This is a genomic window from Escherichia sp. WS3063 (assembly GCF_046486595.1).
Lineage (GTDB): Bacteria > Pseudomonadota > Gammaproteobacteria > Enterobacterales > Enterobacteriaceae > Escherichia > Escherichia coli.
This window is the reverse complement of the sequence record NZ_JBJQKY010000006.1, coordinates 41049-65140: the sequence shown is the minus strand read 5'-3', so window position 1 is coordinate 65140 and position 24092 is coordinate 41049. Positions and strand designations below refer to the sequence as shown.

At 51.8% G+C, this 24092-nt stretch carries 21 protein-coding genes; 13 read left to right on the top strand and 8 right to left on the bottom strand.

The window, feature by feature from the left end; all coding sequences use genetic code 11:
• Positions 1-37: 37 nt before the first annotated feature.
• Positions 38-1510 (bottom strand): molybdate ABC transporter ATP-binding protein ModF, encoded by a 1473-nt coding sequence (gene modF / locus ACJHYW_RS07845; RefSeq protein ID WP_000096836.1) that lies wholly within the window; start codon positions 1508-1510, stop codon positions 38-40.
• 67 nt (positions 1511-1577) lie between these two features.
• Entirely contained in the window at positions 1578-2366 is a 789-nt protein-coding gene (gene modE / locus ACJHYW_RS07840; RefSeq protein ID WP_001147439.1) for a molybdenum-dependent transcriptional regulator, read from the bottom strand.
• A gap of 128 nt (positions 2367-2494) precedes the next feature.
• On the opposite strand from modE, the gene acrZ reads away from it, so the two are divergent.
• From acrZ to modC, 4 genes are all read left to right on the top strand, one after another.
• On the top strand, positions 2495-2644 hold the full coding sequence (acrZ, locus tag ACJHYW_RS07835) for a multidrug efflux pump accessory protein AcrZ (protein ID WP_000891515.1): 150 nt from the start codon (positions 2495-2497) through the stop codon (positions 2642-2644).
• Positions 2645-2810: 166 nt separating this feature from the next.
• Positions 2811-3584 carry a molybdate ABC transporter substrate-binding protein gene (modA, locus tag ACJHYW_RS07830; protein WP_000113014.1) on the top strand — a complete coding sequence of 258 codons (774 nt, stop codon included), beginning with the start codon at positions 2811-2813 and terminating at the stop codon, positions 3582-3584.
• On the top strand, positions 3584-4273 hold the full coding sequence (modB, locus tag ACJHYW_RS07825; RefSeq protein WP_000604045.1) for a molybdate ABC transporter permease subunit: 690 nt from the start codon (positions 3584-3586) through the stop codon (positions 4271-4273). The genes modA and modB overlap by 1 nt, the downstream gene beginning before the upstream one ends.
• Positions 4274-4275: 2 nt before the next feature.
• Positions 4276-5334 carry a molybdenum ABC transporter ATP-binding protein ModC gene (modC, locus tag ACJHYW_RS07820; protein ID WP_000891660.1) on the top strand — a complete coding sequence of 353 codons (1059 nt, stop codon included), beginning with the start codon at positions 4276-4278 and terminating at the stop codon, positions 5332-5334.
• Here the strand turns inward: modC and ybhA are convergent, their stop codons facing one another.
• Complete coding sequence (gene ybhA / locus ACJHYW_RS07815) at positions 5335-6153, bottom strand: bifunctional pyridoxal phosphate/fructose-1,6-bisphosphate phosphatase (RefSeq protein WP_001295884.1); 819 nt, start codon at positions 6151-6153, stop codon at positions 5335-5337.
• Positions 6154-6307: 154 nt separating this feature from the next.
• On the opposite strand from ybhA, the gene pgl reads away from it, so the two are divergent.
• Positions 6308-7303, top strand: a complete 996-nt coding sequence (gene pgl / locus ACJHYW_RS07810) for a 6-phosphogluconolactonase (RefSeq protein WP_000815439.1) — start codon at positions 6308-6310, stop codon at positions 7301-7303.
• Positions 7304-7343: 40 nt separating this feature from the next.
• Here pgl and ACJHYW_RS07805 read toward each other — a convergent pair whose 3' ends face one another.
• Positions 7344-8297: a LysR family transcriptional regulator gene (locus tag ACJHYW_RS07805; protein WP_000679971.1), complete on the bottom strand. Its 954-nt coding sequence runs from the start codon at positions 8295-8297 to the stop codon at positions 7344-7346.
• Positions 8298-8480: 183 nt separating this feature from the next.
• On the opposite strand from ACJHYW_RS07805, the gene ACJHYW_RS07800 reads away from it, so the two are divergent.
• The 3 genes from ACJHYW_RS07800 (at position 8481) to ACJHYW_RS07790 (ending at position 13486) form a co-directional block, all read left to right on the top strand.
• Positions 8481-9533 (top strand): 4-oxalomesaconate tautomerase, encoded by a 1053-nt coding sequence (locus tag ACJHYW_RS07800; protein WP_000723627.1) that lies wholly within the window; start codon positions 8481-8483, stop codon positions 9531-9533.
• Positions 9534-9608: 75 nt separating this feature from the next.
• Positions 9609-11042, top strand: coding sequence for an anion permease (locus tag ACJHYW_RS07795; protein WP_001036491.1), 1434 nt, complete (start codon positions 9609-9611; stop codon positions 11040-11042).
• A 182-nt stretch (positions 11043-11224) separates the two neighbouring features.
• Positions 11225-13486, top strand: coding sequence for a hydratase (locus ACJHYW_RS07790; protein ID WP_000593904.1), 2262 nt, complete (start codon positions 11225-11227; stop codon positions 13484-13486).
• A gap of 70 nt (positions 13487-13556) precedes the next feature.
• On the opposite strand, the gene ACJHYW_RS07785 is transcribed toward ACJHYW_RS07790, so the two are convergent.
• The 3 genes from ACJHYW_RS07785 to bioA form a co-directional block, all read right to left on the bottom strand.
• Entirely contained in the window at positions 13557-14840 is a 1284-nt protein-coding gene (locus tag ACJHYW_RS07785) for a putative acyl-CoA thioester hydrolase (protein WP_001091557.1), read from the bottom strand.
• Between the two features lie 151 nt (positions 14841-14991).
• The gene (locus ACJHYW_RS07780; RefSeq protein WP_000767391.1) at positions 14992-15468 is read right to left on the bottom strand and encodes a kinase inhibitor; all 477 of its coding nucleotides are present in this window, start codon (positions 15466-15468) and stop codon (positions 14992-14994) included.
• A gap of 58 nt (positions 15469-15526) precedes the next feature.
• Positions 15527-16816 (bottom strand): adenosylmethionine--8-amino-7-oxononanoate transaminase, encoded by a 1290-nt coding sequence (gene bioA / locus ACJHYW_RS07775; RefSeq protein WP_001361289.1) that lies wholly within the window; start codon positions 16814-16816, stop codon positions 15527-15529.
• An 86-nt stretch (positions 16817-16902) separates the two neighbouring features.
• Between bioA and bioB the strand changes: the two genes are divergently transcribed.
• The 5 genes from bioB (at position 16903) to uvrB (ending at position 23106) form a co-directional block, all read left to right on the top strand.
• Entirely contained in the window at positions 16903-17943 is a 1041-nt protein-coding gene (bioB, locus tag ACJHYW_RS07770; RefSeq protein WP_000951213.1) for a biotin synthase BioB, read from the top strand.
• Complete coding sequence (gene bioF, locus ACJHYW_RS07765) at positions 17940-19094, top strand: 8-amino-7-oxononanoate synthase (protein WP_000118819.1); 1155 nt, start codon at positions 17940-17942, stop codon at positions 19092-19094. Before bioB ends, bioF begins: the two co-directional genes overlap by 4 nt.
• Positions 19081-19836, top strand: a complete 756-nt coding sequence (gene bioC, locus ACJHYW_RS07760) for a malonyl-ACP O-methyltransferase BioC (RefSeq protein WP_000214374.1) — start codon at positions 19081-19083, stop codon at positions 19834-19836. Before bioF ends, bioC begins: the two co-directional genes overlap by 14 nt.
• On the top strand, positions 19829-20506 hold the full coding sequence (gene bioD / locus ACJHYW_RS07755) for a dethiobiotin synthase (RefSeq protein ID WP_000044856.1): 678 nt from the start codon (positions 19829-19831) through the stop codon (positions 20504-20506). Before bioC ends, bioD begins: the two co-directional genes overlap by 8 nt.
• 578 nt (positions 20507-21084) lie before the next feature.
• Positions 21085-23106 carry an excinuclease ABC subunit UvrB gene (uvrB, locus tag ACJHYW_RS07750; RefSeq protein WP_000042532.1) on the top strand — a complete coding sequence of 674 codons (2022 nt, stop codon included), beginning with the start codon at positions 21085-21087 and terminating at the stop codon, positions 23104-23106.
• Between the two features lie 37 nt (positions 23107-23143).
• On the opposite strand, the gene yvcK is transcribed toward uvrB, so the two are convergent.
• Entirely contained in the window at positions 23144-24052 is a 909-nt protein-coding gene (yvcK, locus tag ACJHYW_RS07745) for a uridine diphosphate-N-acetylglucosamine-binding protein YvcK (protein WP_001361290.1), read from the bottom strand.
• Positions 24053-24092 lie beyond the last annotated feature (40 nt).

The following is a 24092-nucleotide window of genomic DNA, read 5'->3' as shown; positions in this document are numbered from 1 at the left end:
CGCTTAGGCCGCCTCCGGTACAGTCAGCATTACCGACTCAGTTAATTTTTGTCAGCGCATAGCGATAAAAGTCACCGTCCGGCACGAACTCAAGACGATGGGTAATACAGGCAGGCGCATCTTCAGCGTGGTGCGAAACAAACAACAATTGCGTTTCACCTTCGCTAATCAGCACATCAACAAAACGGCGGATAAGCTGGCGATTGAGCGGGTCCAGCCCCTGTAGTGGTTCATCGAGAATAAGCAACGTCGGATGTTTCACCAGCGCGCGGACGATCAGCGCCAGACGCTGCTGTCCCCAGGAAAGACTATGGAACGGAGCGTCAGCCGTGCGTTTATCAATGCCGAGAATATCCAGCCACTGCTGCACCAGTTTTTGCTGGCGATCCGAAACGGCCTGATAAATGCCAATCGAATCAAAATAGCCAGAAAGAATCACATTACGCACAGTAGTGCTGACCCGGTAATCCAGATGCAAACTACTGCTGACGTAACCGATATGCTTTTTGATATCCCAGATGGTTTCGCCGCTGCCGCGACGTCGTCCGAAAAGCGTCAAATCGTTGCTGTAACCTTGCGGATGATCGCCAGTAATCAGGCTTAATAACGTCGATTTTCCCGCGCCATTTGGCCCGACAATTTGCCAGTGTTCGCCTGGATTCACCTGCCAGCTAAGGTTATTAAGAATGGGGCGTTCGTTATAAGAAACCACGCCATTGTTCAGCACAATGCGCGGTTCGTTGGCGGGTAAGGCGTGACGTGCTGAAGGTTCATCCGGCTCCGGCATTTGCACACCTTCAAGCAGTTCGCTATGCGCCAGTTGCGCAACGAGTGCTTGTTGGAGCAGTTCTTCTTTAGCGCCAGTTTCCGCTAACGTGCAATCCGCCAGCACGCCAGCAAACTGGACAAATTCCGGGATCTCATCGAAGCGATTGAGCACCAGTACCAGAGTAATACCGGACTGATGTAACGAGGCGAGTAGCTCAGCCAGCTGCTGACGTGAGGCAACATCCAGGCCATCGAACGGTTCATCAAGGATCAACAAGTCAGGCTCCGACATCAGCGCCTGACACAGCAGGGTTTTTCGCGTCTCGCCAGTGGAAAGGTATTTAAAGCGTCGGTCGAGGAGGGCGGTAATACCGAACTGCTGCGCCAGTTGCATGCAACGCGGAGTATCCTTTACTTCATCCTGAATGATCTCAGCCGTGGTACGCCCGGTGTCATCTTCGCCAGGACTAAGCATATCGGTGTTATTCCGCTGCCATTCGTCGCTGACGAGCTTTTGCAATTGCTCGAAGGAGAGACGAGTGATGTGGGAAAACTGGCTTTGCCGTTCACCTTTCAAAAGCGGAAGTTCACCTGCCAGCGCGCGGGCCAGCGCCGATTTCCCGCTTCCATTCGAACCGACAAACGCCCAACTATCACCCGCGTTTAACGTTAGCTGAGGCAATTGCAGCGTTTTTGTGTCGCCAAGACGAAACGTGCCTTGCAAAATTTGCAACGATGACATTTTATATCCCATTTTGTGCAGCGATTACTGACAGGGATACGTGTTTCATAACAAATTGTCAACACGCTTAGCACAGCGTGGCGATAATCACGCTGTCGGCATTAAAGTAGGCCGTGACATTCTGTCCTTGCTGAAGAGAAGTCGCTTCATTTACCGGCACTGTGGCGCACAGTGTTTGCCCGTCGGGTAGCGCCATTAATACTTCGCACTGCTCTGCGCCGCGCTCAATATGACTAATAATACCCGGTAATTGGTTGTCAGCGTTTTGCGCGACCGCCTCGTCCTGAGTAATCCCTACCCACGGCGCTTTTAGCAATATCAACACTTCTTTGCCTTCATCCAGCCCCAGACGTGCGCCGCTTTGTGCGGTAATTGCGACTTTCAGGCGTGTTTTTCCATCAGCCAGTAAGACATCAACATGCTGTTGAACGTCATCATGATCGCGGGCGGTGATGGTACCGAACCACTGGTTACGGGCGCTGGTTTGCAGTGAAAAACGTGAGATCGCGGCCAGCAGGCTGTTCAGCGGCAGGGCGTCATCGTCACTTAACACATCAAAGGCTTTTTGCTGGATTTGCGCCAGTAAGTCATAGAGCTGAATCAGTCGCTGACCATAGCGGGTCAGTACTGCGCCGCCGCCACCTTTACCGCCTGTTGCGCGCTCAACCAGAATATGCTCACTTAACTGATTCATCTCGTTAATGGCATCCCAGGCGCTTTTATAGCTGATACCGGCATCTTTCGCTCCCTGGCTAATGGAACCGGAAAGCGCAATGTGTTTTAGTAGCGAAATGCGGCGCGGGTCGGCGAATAATTTTTGTTGGAGCTTAAGGGTGAGAAGGATTTCGGCCTGCATAACAATGTCCTGGCAAAAGTCTTATTGTGACGGAAAACGAACGCCACGCAAAGCTGACCGCACAAAAGGGGAGTGCTTTTCTGTGCTTAGCGGTTAGAATAGTCTCATGACTATATCTGGAGTTGACCATGTTAGAGTTATTAAAAAGTCTGGTATTCGCCGTAATCATGGTACCTGTCGTGATGGCCATCATCCTGGGTCTGATTTACGGTCTTGGTGAAGTATTCAACATCTTTTCTGGTGTTGGTAAAAAAGACCAGCCCGGACAAAATCATTGATTCCCTGAATGCCCGCTTAGTCGGGCATTTTCTTTTTCTCAACTTCCTGCTTTTCCTGCCGATATTTTTTCTCATCTACCTCACAAAGGTTAGCAATAACTGCTGGGAAAATTCCGAACTTGCCGTTATATTGACGCCTACATAACGTTAGATTAAGGGGTTACCAATGGCTCGTAAATGGTTGAACTTGTTTACCGGGGCGGCACTCTCTTTCGCTGTTGCTGGCAATGCACTGGCAGATGAAGGGAAAATCACGGTGTTCGCCGCCGCATCACTGACTAACGCAATGCAGGACATTGCTACGCAGTATAAAAAAGAGAAAGGCGTGGATGTGGTTTCTTCTTTCGCTTCGTCATCTACTTTGGCCCGTCAGATTGAAGCGGGTGCGCCTGCGGATCTGTTTATTTCTGCCGATCAGAAATGGATGGATTATGCGGTTGATAAAAAAGCGATCGATACGGCTTCGCGCCAGACACTGCTCGGCAATAGCCTGGTCGTTGTAGCACCGAAAGCCAGCGAGCAGAAAGATTTCACCATCGACAGCAAAACCAACTGGACTTCGCTGCTGAATGGCGGTCGCCTCGCGGTTGGTGATCCGGAACATGTCCCTGCTGGCATTTATGCGAAAGAAGCACTGCAAAAACTGGGCGCATGGGATACGCTCTCCCCGAAACTGGCTCCGGCGGAAGATGTTCGTGGCGCGCTGGCGTTGGTCGAACGCAATGAAGCGCCGCTGGGTATTGTTTACGGTTCTGACGCAGTTGCCAGCAAAGGGGTAAAAGTGGTTGCCACCTTCCCGGAAGATTCACATAAAAAAGTGGAATATCCGGTTGCTGTTGTGGAAGGGCATAATAATGCGACAGTGAAAGCATTTTATGATTATCTGAAGGGACCGCAGGCAGCGGAAATCTTTAAACGTTACGGATTTACAACCAAGTAATGATACTGACCGATCCAGAATGGCAGGCGGTTTTACTAAGCCTGAAAGTTTCTTCCCTGGCTGTGCTGCTTAGCCTGCCGTTTGGGATCTTTTTTGCCTGGTTACTGGTGCGTTGCACGTTTCCGGGCAAAGCTCTGCTCGACAGCGTACTGCATCTACCGCTGGTGTTACCGCCCGTGGTCGTCGGTTACCTATTATTAGTTTCGATGGGACGGCGCGGATTTATCGGTGAACGTCTGTATGACTGGTTTGGTCTTTCTTTCGCGTTTAGCTGGCGTGGTGCGGTTCTCGCTGCCGCTGTCATGTCTTTTCCGCTGATGGTGCGGGCGATTCGTCTGGCGCTGGAAGGTGTTGATATCAAACTGGAGCAGGCCGCAAGAACGTTGGGTGCCGGGCGCTGGCGTGTCTTCTTCACTATTACCTTACCGCTGACGTTGCCGGGAATTATTGTTGGTACGGTACTGGCATTCGCTCGTTCGCTCGGTGAATTTGGCGCAACCATCACCTTTGTGTCGAACATTCCTGGTGAAACGCGAACCATTCCTTCTGCTATGTATACCCTGATCCAGACCCCAGGTGGGGAAAGTGGCGCGGCGAGACTGTGTATTATTTCTATTGCGCTGGCGATGATCTCCCTGTTGATTTCAGAATGGCTGGCCAGAATCAGCCGTGAACGGGCGGGGCGCTAATCATGCTGGAACTGAATTTTTCCCAGACGTTGGGCAACCATTGCCTGACGATTAATGAAACGCTGCCCGCCAATGGCATCACCGCTATTTTTGGTGTCTCTGGTGCCGGAAAAACCTCGCTGATTAACGCCATCAGTGGGCTGACGCGCCCGCAAAAAGGGCGGATTGTCCTCAATGGTCGGGTACTAAATGACGCCGATAAAGGTATCTGCCTGACGCCAGAAAAGCGTCGCGTAGGCTATGTGTTTCAGGATGCGCGGCTGTTCCCGCATTACAAAGTGCGTGGCAATCTGCGCTACGGCATGGCGAAAAGCATGGTCGATCAGTTCGATAAGCTGGTGGCGCTTTTAGGCATTGAACCGTTGCTTGATCGTTTACCAGGCAGCCTGTCCGGAGGCGAAAAACAGCGCGTGGCGATTGGTCGGGCTTTGCTGACAGCACCGGAATTGCTGTTGCTGGATGAACCGCTGGCGTCACTGGATATTCCGCGTAAACGCGAACTGTTGCCTTATCTGCAACGTCTGACGCGGGAAATCAACATTCCGATGTTGTATGTCAGCCATTCGCTGGATGAGATCCTCCATCTGGCAGACAGAGTGATGGTACTGGAAAACGGTCAGGTGAAAGCCTTTGGCGCGCTGGAAGAAGTGTGGGGCAGTAGCGTGATGAATCCGTGGCTGCCGAAAGAGCAACAAAGTAGCATTCTGAAAGTGACGGTGCTTGAGCATCATCCGCATTACGCGATGACCGCGCTGGCGCTGGGCGATCAGCATTTGTGGGTCAATAAGCTGGACGAACCGCTGCAAGCTGCGCTACGTATCCGCATTCAGGCTTCCGATGTTTCTCTGGTTTTACAACCGCCGCAGCAAACCAGCATTCGTAACGTATTGCGGGCAAAAGTTGTTAATAGTTATGACGACAACGGCCAGGTGGAAGTGGAGCTGGAAGTCGGCGGTAAAACGCTGTGGGCGCGTATCAGCCCGTGGGCCAGGGATGAACTGGCGATCAAACCAGGCCTGTGGCTGTACGCGCAAATTAAAAGTGTGTCGATAACCGCCTGATTAAATCAGGTGGCTATAAATGAACTGGGCAATGCTGTCGGTGGTGTTATCACCAATCACAATGTTGGCGCGCGCTTTTACCGCGTCATCGGCGTTGCCCATCGCCACGCCTGTACCAGCGGCTTCCAGCATACTGATATCATTAAAGTTATCGCCGAATGCCACGACGTTTTCCATCGACCAACCTTGTGCCTCAACCCATTTCGTCAAACGTTTACCTTTGCTGTTGCCGCCGCGTGCAATATCAACCTGATCGTGCCAGGACCATTCACACTCCAGTCCCAGTTCATGTTCGACATGCTTACCAAAATGCTGCAATTGCGGCAGGTCATCGTGCGTCAGGGCGAACTTCCATACGGCGTTAACTTGTTGCGCCGTTTCAGCCAGAGAAGCGACTTGTGTGAAAGTCGGACGCTGTTCCGGCGGCAGGGTTTGCGCCCAGTTAGACGTGCGAATGACATGCCCGGTCGGGTGCTCATAGACCATTGCATCATCGACATACATCAGACCGTGAATGTGGTGTTCATTCAGCATCTCAATGAGTTGCAGGGCTTTATTAACGGGCATTGGGTCCGCTTCCAGCACGGTTTTTGCATGATAATCATACAAATAGGTGCCATTACAGCAAATAGCAGGTGTATCCAGCGCCAGCGCCTGATAAAAAGGATGAATAGCGACGTGATGGCGACCTGTGACGATGATTAATCGATAGCCTGCTTCGCGAGCACGGGCCAGGGCTTCTATCGATGAAGGAAGCAGGGTCTTTTTCGGGGTCAATAAGGTGCCGTCTAAGTCGAGAGCAATCACGCGTGTGGTCATGGCGTATTCCAGATTAAGGTTAAGAATTTTCGTCTGCGCGAATGGTACACCGATACCACTATCGGACAAAATTCTGCGTTTTAATTCAGCATTCACCGCCAAAAGCGACTAATTTTAGCTGTTACAGTCAGTTGCTAAATGCAAAGGAGCATTCATGAAGCAAACAGTTTATATCGCCAGCCCTGAGAGCCAGCAAATTCACGTCTGGAACCTGAATCATGAAGGCGCACTGACGCTGACACAGGTTGTCGATGTGCCGGGGCAGGTGCAGCCGATGGTGGTCAGCCCGGACAAACGCTATCTCTATGTTGGTGTTCGCCCTGAGTTTCGCGTCCTGGCGTATCGTATCGCCCCGGACGATGGCGCGCTGACCTTTGCCGCAGAGTCTGCGCTGCCGGGTAGTCCGACGCATATTTCCACCGATCACCAGGGGCAGTTTGTCTTTGTCGGTTCTTACAATGCGGGTAACGTGAGCGTAACGCGTCTGGAAGATGGCCTGCCAGTGGGCGTCGTCGATGTGGTCGAGGGGCTGGACGGTTGCCATTCCGCCAATATCTCACCGGACAACCGTACGCTGTGGGTTCCGGCATTAAAGCAGGATCGCATTTGCCTGTTTACTGTCAGCGAGGATGGTCATCTGGTGGCGCAGGACCCTGCGGAAGTGACTACCGTTGAAGGGGCCGGCCCGCGTCATATGGTATTCCATCCAAACGAACAATATGCGTATTGCGTCAATGAGTTAAACAGCTCAGTGGATGTCTGGGAACTGAAAGATCCGCACGGCAATATCGAATGTGTCCAGACGCTGGATATGATGCCGGAAAACTTCTCCGACACCCGTTGGGCGGCTGATATTCATATCACCCCGGATGGTCGTCATTTATACGCCTGCGACCGTACCGCCAGCCTGATTACCGTTTTCAGCGTTTCGGAAGATGGCAGCGTGTTGAGTAAAGAAGGCTTCCAGCCAACGGAAACCCAGCCGCGCGGCTTCAATGTTGATCACAGCGGCAAGTATTTGATTGCCGCCGGGCAAAAATCTCACCACATCTCGGTATACGAAATTGTTGGCGAGCAGGGGCTACTGCATGAAAAAGGCCGCTATGCGGTCGGGCAGGGACCAATGTGGGTGGTGGTTAACGCGCACTAACCGCTGATTTACCCGGCGCAGTCTCTCCTGCGCCGGTGTATTAACCTATCTCCTGTAACGCATGTCTCTGGCGTTCGACGATATTGGTCCACAAATTGTCTTTATCGTCAGTCCACAAATTAATCAGCAAGGCAAAAAAGCGTTCAGCTGCCGGAGAAAGCACGGCATCTTTGCGGCGAATAATCCCCAATGTCCGACGTATAACGGGTTCCACCAGTGGGATACCAATAATCGAAGAATAGGGCGCATGGGGCATTGCCAGGCCTGGAAGCGCCGAAATCCCCAGTCCTGCCTCCACCAGTCCTAATGACGTCGAAAGATGACGCACTTCGTAAAACCAGTCCAGCTTCCAGGGCTTGTCGGCTAGCTGTTGTTCTATCAACAGTCGGTTGCCGCTGGAGGAGCGTACGCCAATCATTTTGTAACCCACTAACTCCTGCCATTCTACAAGCTGCTTTTTGGCCAATGGATGGTCACGCCGACAGGCCAGCACGAACGGCTCGTTGACCAGTGGGGTAAAATCGATGGATGAATTTGTGACGTTGTTCATGTTTATGCCAAAGTCTGATTCGTTACACAGCACCGATTCCATGCAATTATTCGTGCCTTGTTCCAGAATCCGCACTTTAATATTGGGATACAGCTCATTAAATTTACCGATTGCCAGCGGTAAAAAATAAAATACTGCGGTCGGAATACACGCTAATGTCACCATACCACGATGATAAGCATTCATATCACGAATATTAAAAATCGTTTCATCGAATTTCTTTATTAATTCCCGCGCCTCCGGGAGCAATCTTTTTCCTGCTTTTGTTAACGTAACCTTGCGAGTTGTACGCTCAAATAGTTGGATATGTAAATCTTCCTCCATCTTTTTTATTCTTCGCGTTAATGCAGGTTGCGTAATATTGAGTAATTTAGCAGCATTGTTAAATGAACTGGACTCTGCCAGTATGACAAATGCCTTCATACTTGATAATTCATGCTTCATTATTACTCCGGAAAATGGAAGCGTCGATTTTGGGTGGCTGACCGTTAAAAATTTTAACTGCATTTAACCAACTTAAATTAATGAAAAAATGTTATTAATCGTTGAGCTAAAGTCATTAGAGATGCTTTGCCCTTAATGTAACCATATCGCAATAAGTTATGTTTTTAAATTGAGGGCATTATTATGAAAAAAATACCCTGCGTGATGATGCGAGGTGGAACCTCGAGGGGCGCGTTCCTGTTAGCGGAACATCTACCCGAAGATCAAACGCAGCGCGATAAAATATTGATGGCAATTATGGGTTCCGGTAACGATCTGGAAATTGACGGTATTGGCGGCGGTAATCCGCTGACCAGTAAAGTCGCCATTATTAGCCGCTCCAGCGATCCGCATGCAGATGTCGATTATCTGTTTGCTCAAGTTATCGTCCATGAGCAACGTGTCGATACCACGCCTAACTGCGGCAATATGCTGTCTGGCGTTGGGGCATTCGCCATTGAAAATGGTTTGATTGCAGCGACTTCGCCAGTTACCCGCGTACGTATCCGCAACGTCAATACGGGTACGTTCATCGAAGCTGATGTGCAAACGCCAAATGGTGTTGTCGAGTACGAGGGTAGCGCCAGAATTGACGGCGTACCGGGTACTGCCGCACCGGTTGCGCTCACTTTCCTGAATGCCGCCGGAACGAAAACCGGAAAAGTCTTCCCGACAGATAATCAGATTGATTATTTTGACGATGTCCCGGTGACCTGTATCGATATGGCGATGCCAATTGTCATTATTCCTGCTGAATATCTGGGAAAAACAGGCTATGAATTACCGGCAGAGCTGGATGCCGACAAAGCATTATTAGCCCGCATTGAATCTATCCGTCTACAAGCGGGTAAAGCAATGGGCTTAGGCGATGTCAGTAATATGGTTATCCCTAAACCTGTACTTATTTCTCCAGCGCAGAAAGGCGGGGCAATTAATGTGCGTTATTTTATGCCGCATTCTTGCCATCGCGCTTTGGCGATAACCGGTGCTATTGCTATTTCCAGTAGTTGTGCATTGGAAGGCACCGTCACCCGACAAATCGTCCCTTCTGTAGGATACGGCAATATCAATATTGAACACCCCAGTGGTGCGCTCGACGTTCATTTAAGTAATGAAGGTCAGGATGCCACGACGTTACGCGCATCTGTTATTCGGACGACCAGAAAAATATTTTCCGGTGAAGTTTATCTTCCCTGAAAAATTTTGTTGTCGTGATAATGACAATCAATAAAGGAATTCTGTATGAGTCATACAGAAAGAACAGGATATTAAATGAATAAGAAATCGTTATGGAAGCTAATTCTGATATTAGCAATCCCATGTATTATTGGCTTTATGCCAGCTCCAGCAGGATTAAGCGAACTGGCGTGGGTGCTTTTTGGTATTTACCTGGCGGCCATTGTGGGGCTGGTTATCAAGCCTTTCCCGGAACCTGTCGTACTGTTAATTGCCGTCGCCGCATCGATGGTAGTGGTGGGTAACTTATCAGGTGGGGAATTTAAAACCACCGCTGTATTAAGCGGTTACTCTTCCGGTACCACCTGGCTGGTGTTCTCGGCGTTTACCTTAAGCGCCGCATTTGTGACCACCGGCTTAGGTAAACGTATTGCCTATTTGCTGATTGGTAAAATTGGTAGCACTACCCTGGGTCTGGGTTACGTTACGGTATTTCTCGATCTGGTACTGGCTCCGGCAACACCGTCTAACACCGCGCGTGCGGGCGGCATTGTGTTACCGATCATCAACAGCGTGGCGGTGGCTTTGGGGTCAGAACCGGAAAAAAGTCCGCGTCGTGTCGGACATTACCTGATGATGTCCATTTACATGGTCACCAAAACCACCAGCTATATGTTCTTTACCGCAATGGCGGGGAACATTCTGGCGCTGAAAATGATCAACGACATTCTGCACCTGCAAATTAGCTGGGGTGGATGGGCGCTGGCCGCCGGATTGCCTGGCATCATTATGCTGCTGGTCACCCCGCTGGTGATTTACACCATGTATCCACCAGAAATTAAGAAGGTGGATAACAAAACCATCGCTAAAGCGGGCCTTGCCGAACTGGGACCGATGAAAATCCGCGAAAAAATGCTGCTCGGTGTCTTTGTGCTGGCGCTGCTGGGCTGGATTTTCAGTAAGTCTCTGGGGGTTGATGAATCCACCGTGGCAATCGTTGTTATGGCAACTATGCTGCTGCTGGGCATCGTTACCTGGGAAGACGTGGTTAAAAATAAAGGCGGCTGGAATACCTTAATCTGGTACGGCGGTATTATCGGCTTAAGCTCCTTATTATCGAAAGTTAAATTCTTCGAATGGTTAGCTGAAGTCTTTAAAAATAACCTGGCATTTGATGGTCACGGTAACGTTGCTTTCTTCGTTATTATTTTCCTCAGCATCATCGTGCGTTATTTCTTCGCTTCCGGTAGTGCCTATATCGTTGCCATGTTACCGGTATTTGCCATGCTGGCGAATGTCTCCGGCGCACCGTTAATGTTAACCGCGCTGGCACTGTTGTTCTCTAACTCCTATGGCGGCATGGTTACTCACTATGGCGGCGCGGCAGGTCCGGTCATCTTTGGCGTGGGTTACAACGATATTAAATCCTGGTGGTTGGTCGGTGCGGTACTGACGATATTAACCTTCCTGGTGCATATCACCCTCGGCGTGTGGTGGTGGAATATGCTGATCGGCTGGAACATGCTGTAAATATACTCGTCATACTTCAAGTTGCATGTGCTGCGTCTGCGTTCGCTCACCCCAGTCACTTACTTATGTAAGCGCCTGGGGATTCACTCGCTTGTCGCCTTCCTGCAACTCGAATTATTTAGAGTATATCCATTTATTATCTTTCTGCGCACTTCACGGTGCGCAGATATCTGGAGCATTTGATGATCAAGTTATCTGAAAAAGGCGTGTTTCTCGCCAGTAATAACGAAATAATTGCCGAAGAACATTTCACCGGCGAAATTAAAAAAGAAGAAGCCAAAAAAGGCACTATTGCCTGGTCTATTCTCTCTTCTCATAATACGTCCGGAAATATGGATAAGCTTAAAATTAAGTTTGATTCATTAGCCTCTCACGATATTACCTTTGTTGGTATTGTACAGACCGCTAAAGCGTCCGGTATGGAACGTTTCCCGCTGCCGTATGTGCTGACCAACTGCCATAACTCACTCTGCGCCGTCGGCGGCACTATTAACGGTGATGATCATGTTTTTGGTTTATCGGCAGCCCAGCGTTATGGCGGTATTTTTGTGCCTCCGCACATTGCGGTCATCCATCAATATATGCGTGAGATGATGGCAGGCGGCGGCAAAATGATCCTCGGGTCAGACAGCCATACCCGTTACGGTGCGTTAGGGACAATGGCGGTTGGCGAGGGCGGCGGCGAGTTGGTAAAACAACTGCTTAATGACACCTGGGATATCGACTATCCGGGCGTGGTTGCGGTGCATCTGACCGGAAAACCTGCGCCGTATGTGGGGCCGCAGGATGTGGCGCTGGCTATCATCGGTGCCGTGTTCAAAAACGGTTACGTCAAAAACAAAGTGATGGAGTTCGTAGGTCCCGGTGTTGCAGCGCTCTCTACCGATTTCCGCAACAGCGTTGACGTGATGACCACTGAAACGACCTGTTTAAGTTCTGTCTGGCAAACCGATGAAGAAGTCCATAACTGGCTGGCGCTGCACGGTCGCGGCCAGGATTACTGCCAGCTTAACCCTCAACCGATGGCGTACTACGATGGCTGCATCAGCGTTGATTTAAGCGCCATCAAACCAATGATTGCGCTGCCGTTTCACCCGAGCAACGTGTATGAAATCGACACGCTGAACCAGAACCTGACCGACATTCTGCGTGAGATTGAAATTGAGTCCGAGCGCGTGGCACACGGTAAAGCCAAACTCTCGCTGCTGGATAAAGTCGAAAACGGTCGCCTGAAAGTGCAGCAGGGGATTATCGCGGGCTGTTCTGGCGGTAACTACGAAAACGTCATCGCGGCGGCGAATGCACTGCGCGGTCAATCCTGTGGCAATGACACCTTCTCGTTAGCGGTTTACCCGTCATCACAGCCGGTGTTTATGGATCTCGCCAAAAAAGGTGTGGTAGCAGATTTGATTGGCGCAGGCGCAATCATCAGAACCGCGTTCTGCGGCCCATGCTTTGGCGCGGGCGATACGCCAATCAACAACGGTTTGAGTATTCGCCACACCACGCGAAACTTCCCGAATCGCGAAGGCTCTAAGCCAGCCAATGGGCAGATGTCAGCGGTGGCGTTGATGGACGCTCGTTCTATCGCTGCGACTGCGGCAAACGGTGGCTATTTAACCTCTGCCAGCGAACTCGATTGCTGGGACAACGTGCCGGAGTACGCCTTCGATGTAACGCCGTATAAAAACCGTGTTTATCAGGGCTTTGTGAAAGGGGCGACCCAGCAACCGCTGATTTACGGACCGAACATTAAAGACTGGCCGGAATTGGGTGCGCTGACTGACAATATCGTCCTCAAAGTGTGCTCGAAGATTCTCGACGAAGTGACCACCACCGACGAACTGATTCCTTCCGGTGAAACCTCTTCTTATCGTTCAAATCCGATTGGTCTGGCGGAGTTTACCCTGTCACGCCGCGATCCAGGTTATGTTGGTAGAAGTAAAGCGACTGCTGAGCTGGAAAATCAGCGTCTGGCGGGAAATGTCAGCGAGCTGACAGAGGTGTTTGCGCGCATTAAGCAGATTGCTGGTCAGGAGCATATTGATCCGCTGCAAACTGAAATTGGCAGTATGGTCTATGCGGTGAAACCAGGCGATGGTTCTGCGCGTGAGCAGGCGGCGAGCTGTCAGCGTGTGATTGGCGGTCTGGCGAATATTGCCGAGGAGTACGCGACTAAACGCTACCGTTCTAACGTCATCAACTGGGGGATGTTACCGCTGCAAATGGCGGAAGCACCGAACTTTGACGTAGGTGATTACATTTACATCCCTGGCATTAAAGCAGCGCTGGATAATCCGGGTACGACGTTTAAAGGTTATGTGATCCATGAAGATGCGCCGGTAACGGAAATTACGCTTTACATGGAAAGCCTGACGGCCGAAGAGCGCGAGATTATCAAGGCGGGTAGTTTGATTAACTTCAATAAAAACCGTCAGATGTAAAAAAAGGCGCTATGAAATATAGCGCCCAGTTTCATTAACCCGATGGTTCAGACTATCGGGTTTTCTTTTTTTACTTCTTCGCCTCTGCAACCACTTTACTACCCACGCCGCGGTTATTGTATTCCCACATGCGGTTGTAGTTAGTGTCATTCAGATTGCGTTGTATTTCGTCGCTATCGTCAACGCTGCCGGTGTTACCTGCGAATGGACGATTGGAAATCACCGCATCGGCCCACGGTTTCGCCGTGTTAAAACCTTCGTTGATGGCGCTATCACGGATCACCACCTGACCGTTGGTATTGGCATCAACATCCAGCGAGCGACCCAGTTGCGCCACGCCATCACCGGAAGCATTGAAACGGCTGTTTACGGCGAGGAAACCGTAATAGATGTTAGACAGCGTAGCCGGTGCAAACACATACGCTTCTTGCTGAGTACGTGAGTTCACCACGCGGAATTCGGTATTATCGAACACCACTGCGCCGCGACCAGAAACGATATCCACATCCCCTTCAATGTAGCTGTTAGTCACCAGGGTACGCGGCTGACGGTTGCTTTCCAGACGGTTTTGCACACCGCTGTTGGTGACAAAGAAGGTATTCTGGCGACCGAGAATATTGACGTTATTGATCTGCACTTTGTCGCCATCAGTACGCAGTGCCACCGCCGGATGGTTACCCGCATCTACGCTATCGCCCAGTGTGTTTTCGATGGTCAGGTTTTGCAGTTGCAGGCCATTGTTTTGTGACCAGAAGACCGCAGAACAGAGCACGCCAATGCTGTCGCTGCGTTTGCTCTGGCAGCTATCGTACATATACCACGCTGGTTTACCCGGCATATATTTGCCGCGTGGGTTGACGTCGTGACGCCAGTCGGCTGGGCTCATGCCCCCATCAAGGGAAAGCCCAATTTTCACATCAATCGGTTTTTCACCTGTACCGTACAGAGTAATTCCACCCGGAGCGGCAGGGACATACACCGTTCCCTGATACTCACCAGGCATCACGGCAATATACTGGCGCTTGTTGGTACGCTTGATAATTGCCGCATCTACCGCCGCCTGAATCGTGGTATGCGTTACACCTTGAGTACCCGCCGGGCCGACAACAAAGTCAGGTTGTGCAGGCAGGGTAATCGGGGAAGGATTCCACGCTGCAGCACCTGGTGTCAGGGATGCAAAATAGTGTTGAGCATCGAAATTCTGCGCTTCTTTTGCCGACAGAATCGGGCGAGAAGAGGTACCAGGCGCGGTTTGATCAGAAGGACGTTGATCGGGCGGTGTTGAGCTACAGGCGGTCAGCGTCACGCCAAAAGCCAATGCCAGCGCCAGACGGGAAACTGAAAATGTGTTCACAGGTTGCTCCGGGCTATGAAATAGAAAAATGAATCCGTTGAAGCCTGCTTTTTTATACTAACTTTAGCGAAACGGGAAGGTAAAAAGACAAAAAGTTGTTTTTAATACCTTTAAGTGATACCAGATGGTATTGCGCCATCTGGCAGAGTGATTAACTAAACATCGCAGTAATCGAGGCGCTTGCCAGAGAGTGGAAATGAACGTTAAACCCGACCATCGCGCCGCTGGCACCTTCATCGACATCAATACGTTCTACATCCAGCGCGTGAACGGTAAAAATGTAGCGATGGGTTTCGCCTTTCGGCGGCGCTGCACCATCGTACCCGGTTTTACCAAAGTCGGTACGCGTCTGCAAAACGCCATCTGGCATTGCTACCAGACCAGAGCCAAACCCTTGCGGTAATACGCGGGTATCAGCGGGTAAATTAACAACTACCCAGTGCCACCAGCCGGAGCCGGTTGGCGCATCCGGGTCGTAGCAGGTGACGACAAAACTTTTCGTTCCTGCAGGAACATCATCCCACGCCAGATGCGGTGAAATATTATCGCCATCGTAACCCATGCCGTTAAAGACATGACGATGTGGCAACTTATCGCCATCGCGCAGATCGTTACTGATGAGTTTCATGAACCCTCCTTTATTGTTTGCAGAAAGTGTAGCCAGAAACCCTCACGCTGACTTCCCGTTATTGGCAAAAAAATGTTTCATCCTGCACCGCACGATTAACCGCTGCGGTCAGACGCTGCAACTGTTGCGGGAGAATAATATAGGGCGGCATCAGGTAAATCAGTTTGCCAAAAGGCCGGATCCAGACACCCTGTTCGACAAAGAATTTTTGCAGCGCTGCCATATTCACCGGACGAGTGGTTTCGACCACGCCGATTGCCCCCAGTACGCGCACATCGGCAACCATTTCGGCGTCACAGGCGGGGGCAAGTTGCTCGCGTAGCTGCCCTTCAATAGCCGCCACCTGATGCTGCCAGTCGCCAGATTCGAGAATCGCCAGGCTGGCGTTTGCTGCTGCGCAGGCCAGCGGATTGCCCATAAAAGTTGGCCCATGCATAAAGCAGCCGGCTTCGCCGTTACTGATGGTTTCCGCAACCTCGCGCGTGGTGAGCGTGGCGGAAAGGGTCATTGTGCCGCCGGTTAAGGCTTTACCGAGACACAAAATATCCGGCGCAATTTCTGCATGTTCACAGGCAAACAGTTTGCCGGTACGACCAAATCCGGTGGCGATCTCGTCGGCAATCAGCAAGATACCTTCGCGATCGCACATTTTGCGGATTCGTTTTAACCATTCCGGATGGTAGATGCGCATCCCGCCTGCGCCCTGGACAATCGGTTCAATGATCACTGCGGCGATTTCATGACGATGCGCCGCCATCAGGCGGGCAAAGCCCACCATATCGCGTTCATCCCATTCACCATCCAGGCGGCTTTGCGGGGCGGGAGCAAACAAGTTTTCTGGCAGATAGCCTTTCCACAGGCTGTGCATTGAGTTGTCCGGATCGCACACCGACATCGCGCCAAAGGTATCGCCATGATAACCATTGCGGAAGGTCAGAAAACGCTGGCGCGCTTCGCCTTTGGCCTGCCAGTACTGCAACGCCATTTTCATCGCCACTTCTACCGCTACGGAGCCGGAGTCCGCGAGAAAAACGCACTCCAGCGGTTGCGGCGTCATTGCCACCAATTTGCGGCACAGCTCGACAGCGGGCGCATGGGTGATACCACCAAACATCACATGCGACATGGCATCAATTTGCGTCTTCATCGCCGCATTAAGCAGCGGGTGATTGTAGCCGTGGATCGCCGCCCACCAGGACGACATACCGTCAACCAGGCGTCTGCCGTCAGACAAAATTAGCTCGCAACCTTCGGCGCTCGCCACCGGATAAACCGGTAGCGGGGAGGTCATGGATGTGTATGGGTGCCAGATATGGCGTTGGTCAAAGGCAAGATCGTCCGTTGTCATAATCGACTTGTAAACCAAATTGAAAAGATTTAGGTTTACGAGTCTACACCGAATTAACAACAAAAAACACGTTTTGGAGAAGCCCCATGGCTCACCGCCCACGCTGGACATTGTCGCAAGTCACAGAATTATTTGAAAAACCGTTGCTGGATCTGCTGTTTGAAGCGCAGCAGGTGCATCGTCAGCATTTCGATCCTCGTCAGGTGCAGGTCAGCACTTTGCTGTCGATTAAGACCGGAGCTTGTCCGGAAGATTGCAAATATTGCCCGCAAAGCTCGCGCTACAAAACCGGGCTGGAAGCCGAGCGGTTGATGGAAGTTGAACAGGTGCTGGAGTCGGCGCGCAAAGCGAAAGCGGCAGGATCGACGCGCTTCTGCATGGGCGCGGCGTGGAAGAATCCCCACGAACGCGATATGCCGTACCTGGAACAAATGGTGCAGGGGGTAAAAGCGATGGGGCTGGAGGCGTGTATGACGCTGGGCACGTTGAGTGAATCTCAGGCGCAGCGCCTGGCGAATGCCGGGCTGGATTACTACAACCACAACCTCGACACCTCGCCGGAGTTTTACGGCAATATCATCACCACGCGTACCTATCAGGAACGCCTCGATACGCTGGAAAAAGTGCGCGACGCCGGGATCAAAGTCTGTTCAGGCGGCATTGTGGGCTTAGGCGAAACAGTAAAAGATCGCGCCGGATTATTGCTGCAACTGGCAAACCTGCCAACACCGCCGGAAAGCGTACCAATCAACATGCTGGTGAAGGTGAAAGGCACGCCGCTGGCGGATAACGATGATGTCGATGCCTTTGATTTTATTCGCACCATTGCAGTTGCGCGGATCATGATGCCGACCTCTTACGTACGCCTTTCTGCCGGACGCGAGCAGATGAACGAACAGACTCAGGCGATGTGCTTTATGGCTGGCGCAAACTCGATTTTCTACGGTTGCAAACTGCTGACCACGCCGAATCCGGAAGAAGATAAAGACCTGCAACTGTTCCGCAAACTGGGGCTAAATCCGCAGCAAACTGCCGTGCTGGCGGGCGATAACGAACAACAGCAGCGTCTGGAGCAGGCGCTGATGACCCCGGACACTGACGAATATTACAACGCGGCAGCACTATGAGCTGGCAGGAGAAAATCAACGCGGCGCTCGATGCGCGGCGTGCTGCCGATGCCCTGCGTCGCCGTTATCCAGTGGCGCAAGGAGCCGGACGCTGGCTGGTGGCGGACGATCGCCAGTATCTGAACTTTTCCAGTAACGATTATTTAGGTTTAAGCCATCATCCGCAAATTATCCGTGCCTGGAAGCAGAGTGCGGAGCAATTTGGCGTCGGTAGCGGCGGCTCCGGTCACGTCAGCGGTTATAGCGTGGCGCATCAGGCGCTGGAAGAAGAACTGGCCGAGTGGCTGGGCTATTCGCGGGCACTGCTGTTTATCTCTGGTTTTGCCGCAAATCAGGCCGTCATTGCCGCGATGATGGCGAAAGAGGACCGTATTGTTGCCGACCGGCTTAGCCATGCCTCATTGCTGGAGGCTGCAAGTTTAAGCCCGTCGCCGCTTCGCCGTTTTGCTCATAACGATGTCACTCATCTGGCGCGACTGCTTGCTTCCCCCTGTCCGGGGCAGCAACTGGTAGTGACAGAAGGCGTGTTCAGCATGGACGGCGATAGTGCGCCACTGGAGGAAATCCAGCAGGTAACGCAACAGCACGATGGCTGGTTGATGGTCGATGACGCCCACGGCACGGGCGTTATCGGGGAGCAGGGGCGTGGCAGCTGCTGGCTGCAAAAGGTAAAACCAGAATTGCTGGTGGTGACTTTTGGCAAAGGATTTGGCATCAGCGGAGCAGCGGTGCTTTGCTCCAATACGGTGGCGGATTATCTGCTGCAATTCGCCCGCCATCTTATCTACAGCACCAGTATGCCGCCCGCTCAGGCGCAGGCATTACGTGCGTCGCTGGCGGTCATTCGCAGTGATGAGGGTGATGCACGGCGCGAAAAACTGGCGGCACTCATTACGCGTTTTCGTGCCGGAGTGCAGGATTTGCCGTTTACGCTTGCTGATTCATGGAGCGCCATCCAGCCATTGATCGTCGGTGATAACAGCCGTGCGTTACAACTGGCAGAAAAACTGCGCCAGCAAGGTTGCTGGGTCACGGCGATTCGCCCGCCAACCGTACCCGCTGGTACTGCGCGACTGCGCTTAACGCTAACCGCAGCGCATGAAATGCAGGATATCGATAGTCTGCTGGAGGTGCTGCATGACAACGGTTAATAAACAAGCCATTGCAGCGGCATTTGGTCGGGCAGCCGCGCACTATGAGCAACATGCGGATCTACAGCGCCAGAGTGCTGACGTCTTACTGGCAATGCTCCCACAGCGTAAATACACCCACGTACTGGATGCGGGTTGTGGACCTGGCTGGATGAGCCGCCACTGGCGGGAACGTCACGCGCAGGTGACGGCGTTAGATCTCTCTCCGCCAATGCTTGTTCAGGCACGCCAGAAGGATGCCGCAGACCATTATCTGGCGGGAGATATCGAATCCCTGCCGTTAGCGACTGCAACCTTCGATCTTGCATGGAGCAATCTCGCGGTACAGTGGTGCGGTAATTTATCCACGGCACTCCGCGAGCTATACAGGGTGGTGCGCCCCGGAGGCGTGGTCGCGTTTACCACGCTGGTGCAGGGATCGCTCCCTGAATTACATCAGGCGTGGCAGGCGGTGGACGAGCGTCCGCATGCTAATCGCTTTTTACCGCCAGATGAAATCGAACAGTCACTGAACGGCGTGCATTATCAACATCATATTCAGCCCATCACGCTGTGGTTTGATGATGCGCTCAGTGCCATGCGTTCGCTGAAAGGCATCGGTGCCACGCATCTTCATGAAGGGCGCGACCCGCGAATATTAACGCGTTCGCAGTTGCAGCGATTGCAACTGGCCTGGCCGCAACAACAGGGGCGATATCCTCTGACGTATCATCTTTTTTTGGGAGTGATTGCTCGTGAGTAAACGTTATTTTGTCACCGGAACGGATACCGAAGTGGGGAAAACCGTCGCCAGTTGTGCACTTTTACAAGCCGCAAAGGCAGTAGGCCACCGGACGGCAGGTTATAAACCGGTCGCCTCTGGCAGCGAAAAGACCCCGGAAGGCTTACGTAATAGCGACGCGCTGGCGTTACAGCGCAACAGCAGCCTGCAGCTGGATTACGCAACGGTAAATCCTTACACCTTCGCAGAACCCACTTCGCCGCACATCATCAGCGCGCAAGAGGGCAGGCCGATAGAATCATTGGTAATGAGCGCCGGATTACGCGCGCTTGAACAACAGGCTGACTGGGTGTTAGTGGAAGGTGCTGGCGGCTGGTTTACGCCGCTTTCTGACACTTTCACTTTTGCGGATTGGGTAACACAGGAACAACTGCCGGTGATACTGGTAGTTGGTGTGAAACTCGGCTGTATTAATCACGCGATGTTGACTGCACAGGCTGTGCAGCAAGCCGGACTCACTCTGGTGGGTTGGGTAGCGAACGATGTCACTCCACCGGGCAAGCGTCACGCTGAATATTTGACCACGCTCACCCGCATGATTCCCGCTCCGCTGGTGGGCGAAATTCCCTGGCTTGCAGAAAATCCAGAAAATGCGGCAACCGGAAAGTACATCAATCTTGCCTTAATGTAGTCATCCTGTACTTGGTTAAATTGCGAGCGAGATCGCGTCTTCGATTGACTGCAATTTAACCAATTAAATTCTAAAATAATCACGAAAAAAATTTTACTTCCGCATCATGCGGTGGATGTGGGAATTGCCCAGGCGGCGGGGGATAGGGGCTGCAGACAGTTATCCACTATTCCTGTGGATAACCATGTGTATTAGAGTTAGAAAACACGAGGCAAGCGAGAGAATACGCGGCTTGCACGCGAATTGGCGTTAAAGACGGCTCAAAGAAATATCTTTTATTTTTTAACTGGTTAGATAATTGCAATGGCAGTCACTGAACAGGCATCTCTTGCCATAAAACTGTCATCACTCATCTTGACAAATGTTAAAAAAGCCGTTGCTTTGGGGATAACCCGGTAAGGCCGGAGTTTTATCTCGCCACAGAGTAAATTTTGCTCATGATTGACAGCTGAGTTTACGCTGTAACAGAAATATTATGGTGAGAAACTGTTTTTTTATCCAGTGTAATTTGTTGGCATAATTAAGTACGACGAGTAAAATTACATACCTGCCCGCCCAACTCCTTCAGGTAGCGACTCATGAGTAAACCGTTCAAACTGAATTCCGCTTTTAAACCTTCTGGCGATCAGCCAGAGGCGATTCGACGTCTCGAAGAGGGGCTGGAAGATGGCCTGGCGCACCAGACGTTACTTGGAGTGACTGGCTCCGGGAAAACCTTCACCATTGCCAATGTCATTGCTGACCTTCAGCGCCCTACCATGGTACTTGCGCCCAACAAAACGCTGGCGGCCCAGTTGTATGGCGAAATGAAAGAATTCTTCCCGGAAAACGCGGTGGAATATTTCGTCTCCTACTACGACTACTATCAGCCGGAAGCCTATGTACCGAGTTCCGACACCTTCATTGAGAAAGATGCCTCGGTAAACGAACATATCGAGCAGATGCGTTTGTCCGCCACCAAAGCGATGCTGGAGCGGCGTGATGTGGTTGTGGTGGCATCGGTTTCCGCGATTTATGGTCTGGGCGATCCTGATTTATATCTCAAGATGATGCTCCATCTCACGGTCGGTATGATTATCGATCAGCGCGCGATTCTGCGCCGACTGGCGGAGCTGCAATACGCTCGTAATGATCAGGCATTCCAGCGCGGTACTTTCCGCGTTCGTGGTGAGGTGATAGATATCTTCCCGGCAGAATCGGATGACATTGCACTTCGCGTGGAACTGTTTGACGAGGAAGTGGAACGATTGTCGTTATTTGACCCGCTGACCGGGCAGATTGTTTCCACTATTCCACGTTTTACCATCTACCCGAAAACGCACTACGTCACGCCGCGCGAGCGCATCGTACAGGCGATGGAAGAGATCAAAGAAGAACTGGCCGCCAGACGCAAAGTGCTGTTGGAGAACAACAAGTTGCTTGAAGAGCAGCGGCTGACCCAGCGTACCCAGTTTGATCTGGAGATGATGAACGAACTGGGGTATTGCTCGGGCATTGAAAACTACTCACGCTTCCTCTCCGGCCGTGGACCAGGTGAGCCACCGCCGACGCTGTTTGATTACCTGCCTGCCGATGGGCTGTTGGTCGTCGATGAATCTCACGTCACCATTCCACAAATTGGCGGCATGTATCGCGGTGACCGGGCGCGTAAAGAGACACTGGTGGAGTATGGCTTCCGCCTGCCATCAGCGCTGGATAACCGTCCGCTTAAGTTTGAAGAGTTCGAAGCATTAGCGCCGCAAACCATCTATGTTTCGGCGACGCCGGGTAATTACGAGCTGGAAAAATCCGGCGGCGATGTGGTGGATCAGGTGGTGCGTCCAACAGGCTTACTTGACCCGATTATTGAAGTGCGTCCGGTAGCGACACAGGTGGATGATCTTCTATCGGAGATTCGTCAGCGAGCGGCAATTAACGAACGCGTACTGGTTACAACTCTGACCAAGCGGATGGCGGAAGATCTCACTGAATATCTCGAAGAACACGGTGAGCGCGTGCGTTATCTTCACTCAGATATCGACACCGTCGAACGTATGGAGATTATCCGCGACTTGCGTCTGGGTGAGTTCGACGTATTGGTAGGGATCAACTTACTGCGCGAAGGTCTGGATATGCCGGAAGTGTCGCTGGTGGCGATCCTCGACGCTGACAAAGAAGGCTTCCTGCGTTCCGAACGTTCGTTGATCCAGACCATTGGTCGTGCGGCACGTAACGTTAACGGTAAAGCGATTCTCTACGGCGATAAGATCACCCCATCAATGGCGAAAGCGATTGGCGAAACCGAACGTCGCCGCGAGAAACAGCAGAAGTACAACGAGGAACACGGCATTACGCCGCAAGGCTTGAACAAGAAAGTGGTCGATATCCTGGCGCTGGGGCAGAACATTGCCAAAACCAAAGCGAAGGGCAGAGGAAAATCGCGCCCGATTGTTGAGCCGGATAATGTGCCGATGGATATGTCGCCTAAAGCGTTGCAGCAGAAGATCCATGAACTGGAAGGGTTGATGATGCAACACGCGCAGAATCTGGAGTTCGAAGAAGCGGCGCAAATTCGTGACCAGTTGCATCAGTTGCGTGATTTGTTTATTGCCGCGTCGTGACAAGATGACGAAGCCGGAATATTCTTCCGGCTTCGTGTTAACCTAAAGCCTGTAATGCCTTTTCCAGCGCGCTATGCAGCAACTGGCGGTCATGACGATACGGAATATCGCTGGCCTCCAGCACCTCCTGAATCACAATCCGCTCTTTCACCGCCGAGACATCCACTTTGGGCCCGACGATGACCGCATCAATGACCTTTTTACCAACATACTGCTCCATAATTGCCAGCTTGCTTTCCAGCTTCAGATTAGCCGCAGGTAAACTTAACTCACGCCCCAGATTGCCGATATAGACCATCGGCGCTGGCGTGCGGCGTAATGCCTGTGCGATTTCATTCAGCAGCAGAATTGGCATCAGGCTGGTATAAAAACTGCCAGGCCCAATAATGATGAGATCCGCTTCACTGATAGCGTGAACAGCCTCACGCGTTGCGGGTACATTCGGCGTTAACAGTAACTCCTGAATCGGCGTAGTTAACTGGTCAATATTGACCTCGCCGTATACTTCATGCCCCTGATCGTCAATCGCCATTAGATCAACCGGATGCTCCGACATCGGAATCAAATGTGCGTCCACTTTCAGCAGATTGCGAATCAGATTGATCGCTTCAAGAGGTCGCACGCTAAGGTGATCCAGTGCCTTCAGCATCAGGTTTCCAAGGTTGTGCCCGGAAAGTTCGCCATTACCGCCGAAACGATATTCAAACATTGCGGAAGCGACGCTGGGTTCAGTTATCAGCTGGTTGAGGCAGTTACGCATATCGCCCCAGGCAATACCGCCTTCTGAGCGGCGAATACGCCCCGTCGAGCCACCATTATCCGTGGTGGTGACGATACCCGTTAAACGAGAACCCAAAGACGAAAGTGATGAGAGAACGCGTCCCAGTCCATGCCCTCCGCCGAGAGCAACGACACGATCAAGGTCAGCCAGCGTACGATTGCGCATATAGTTTCCTGGAGTCAGATTATCCGCGCTACAGTAGCGC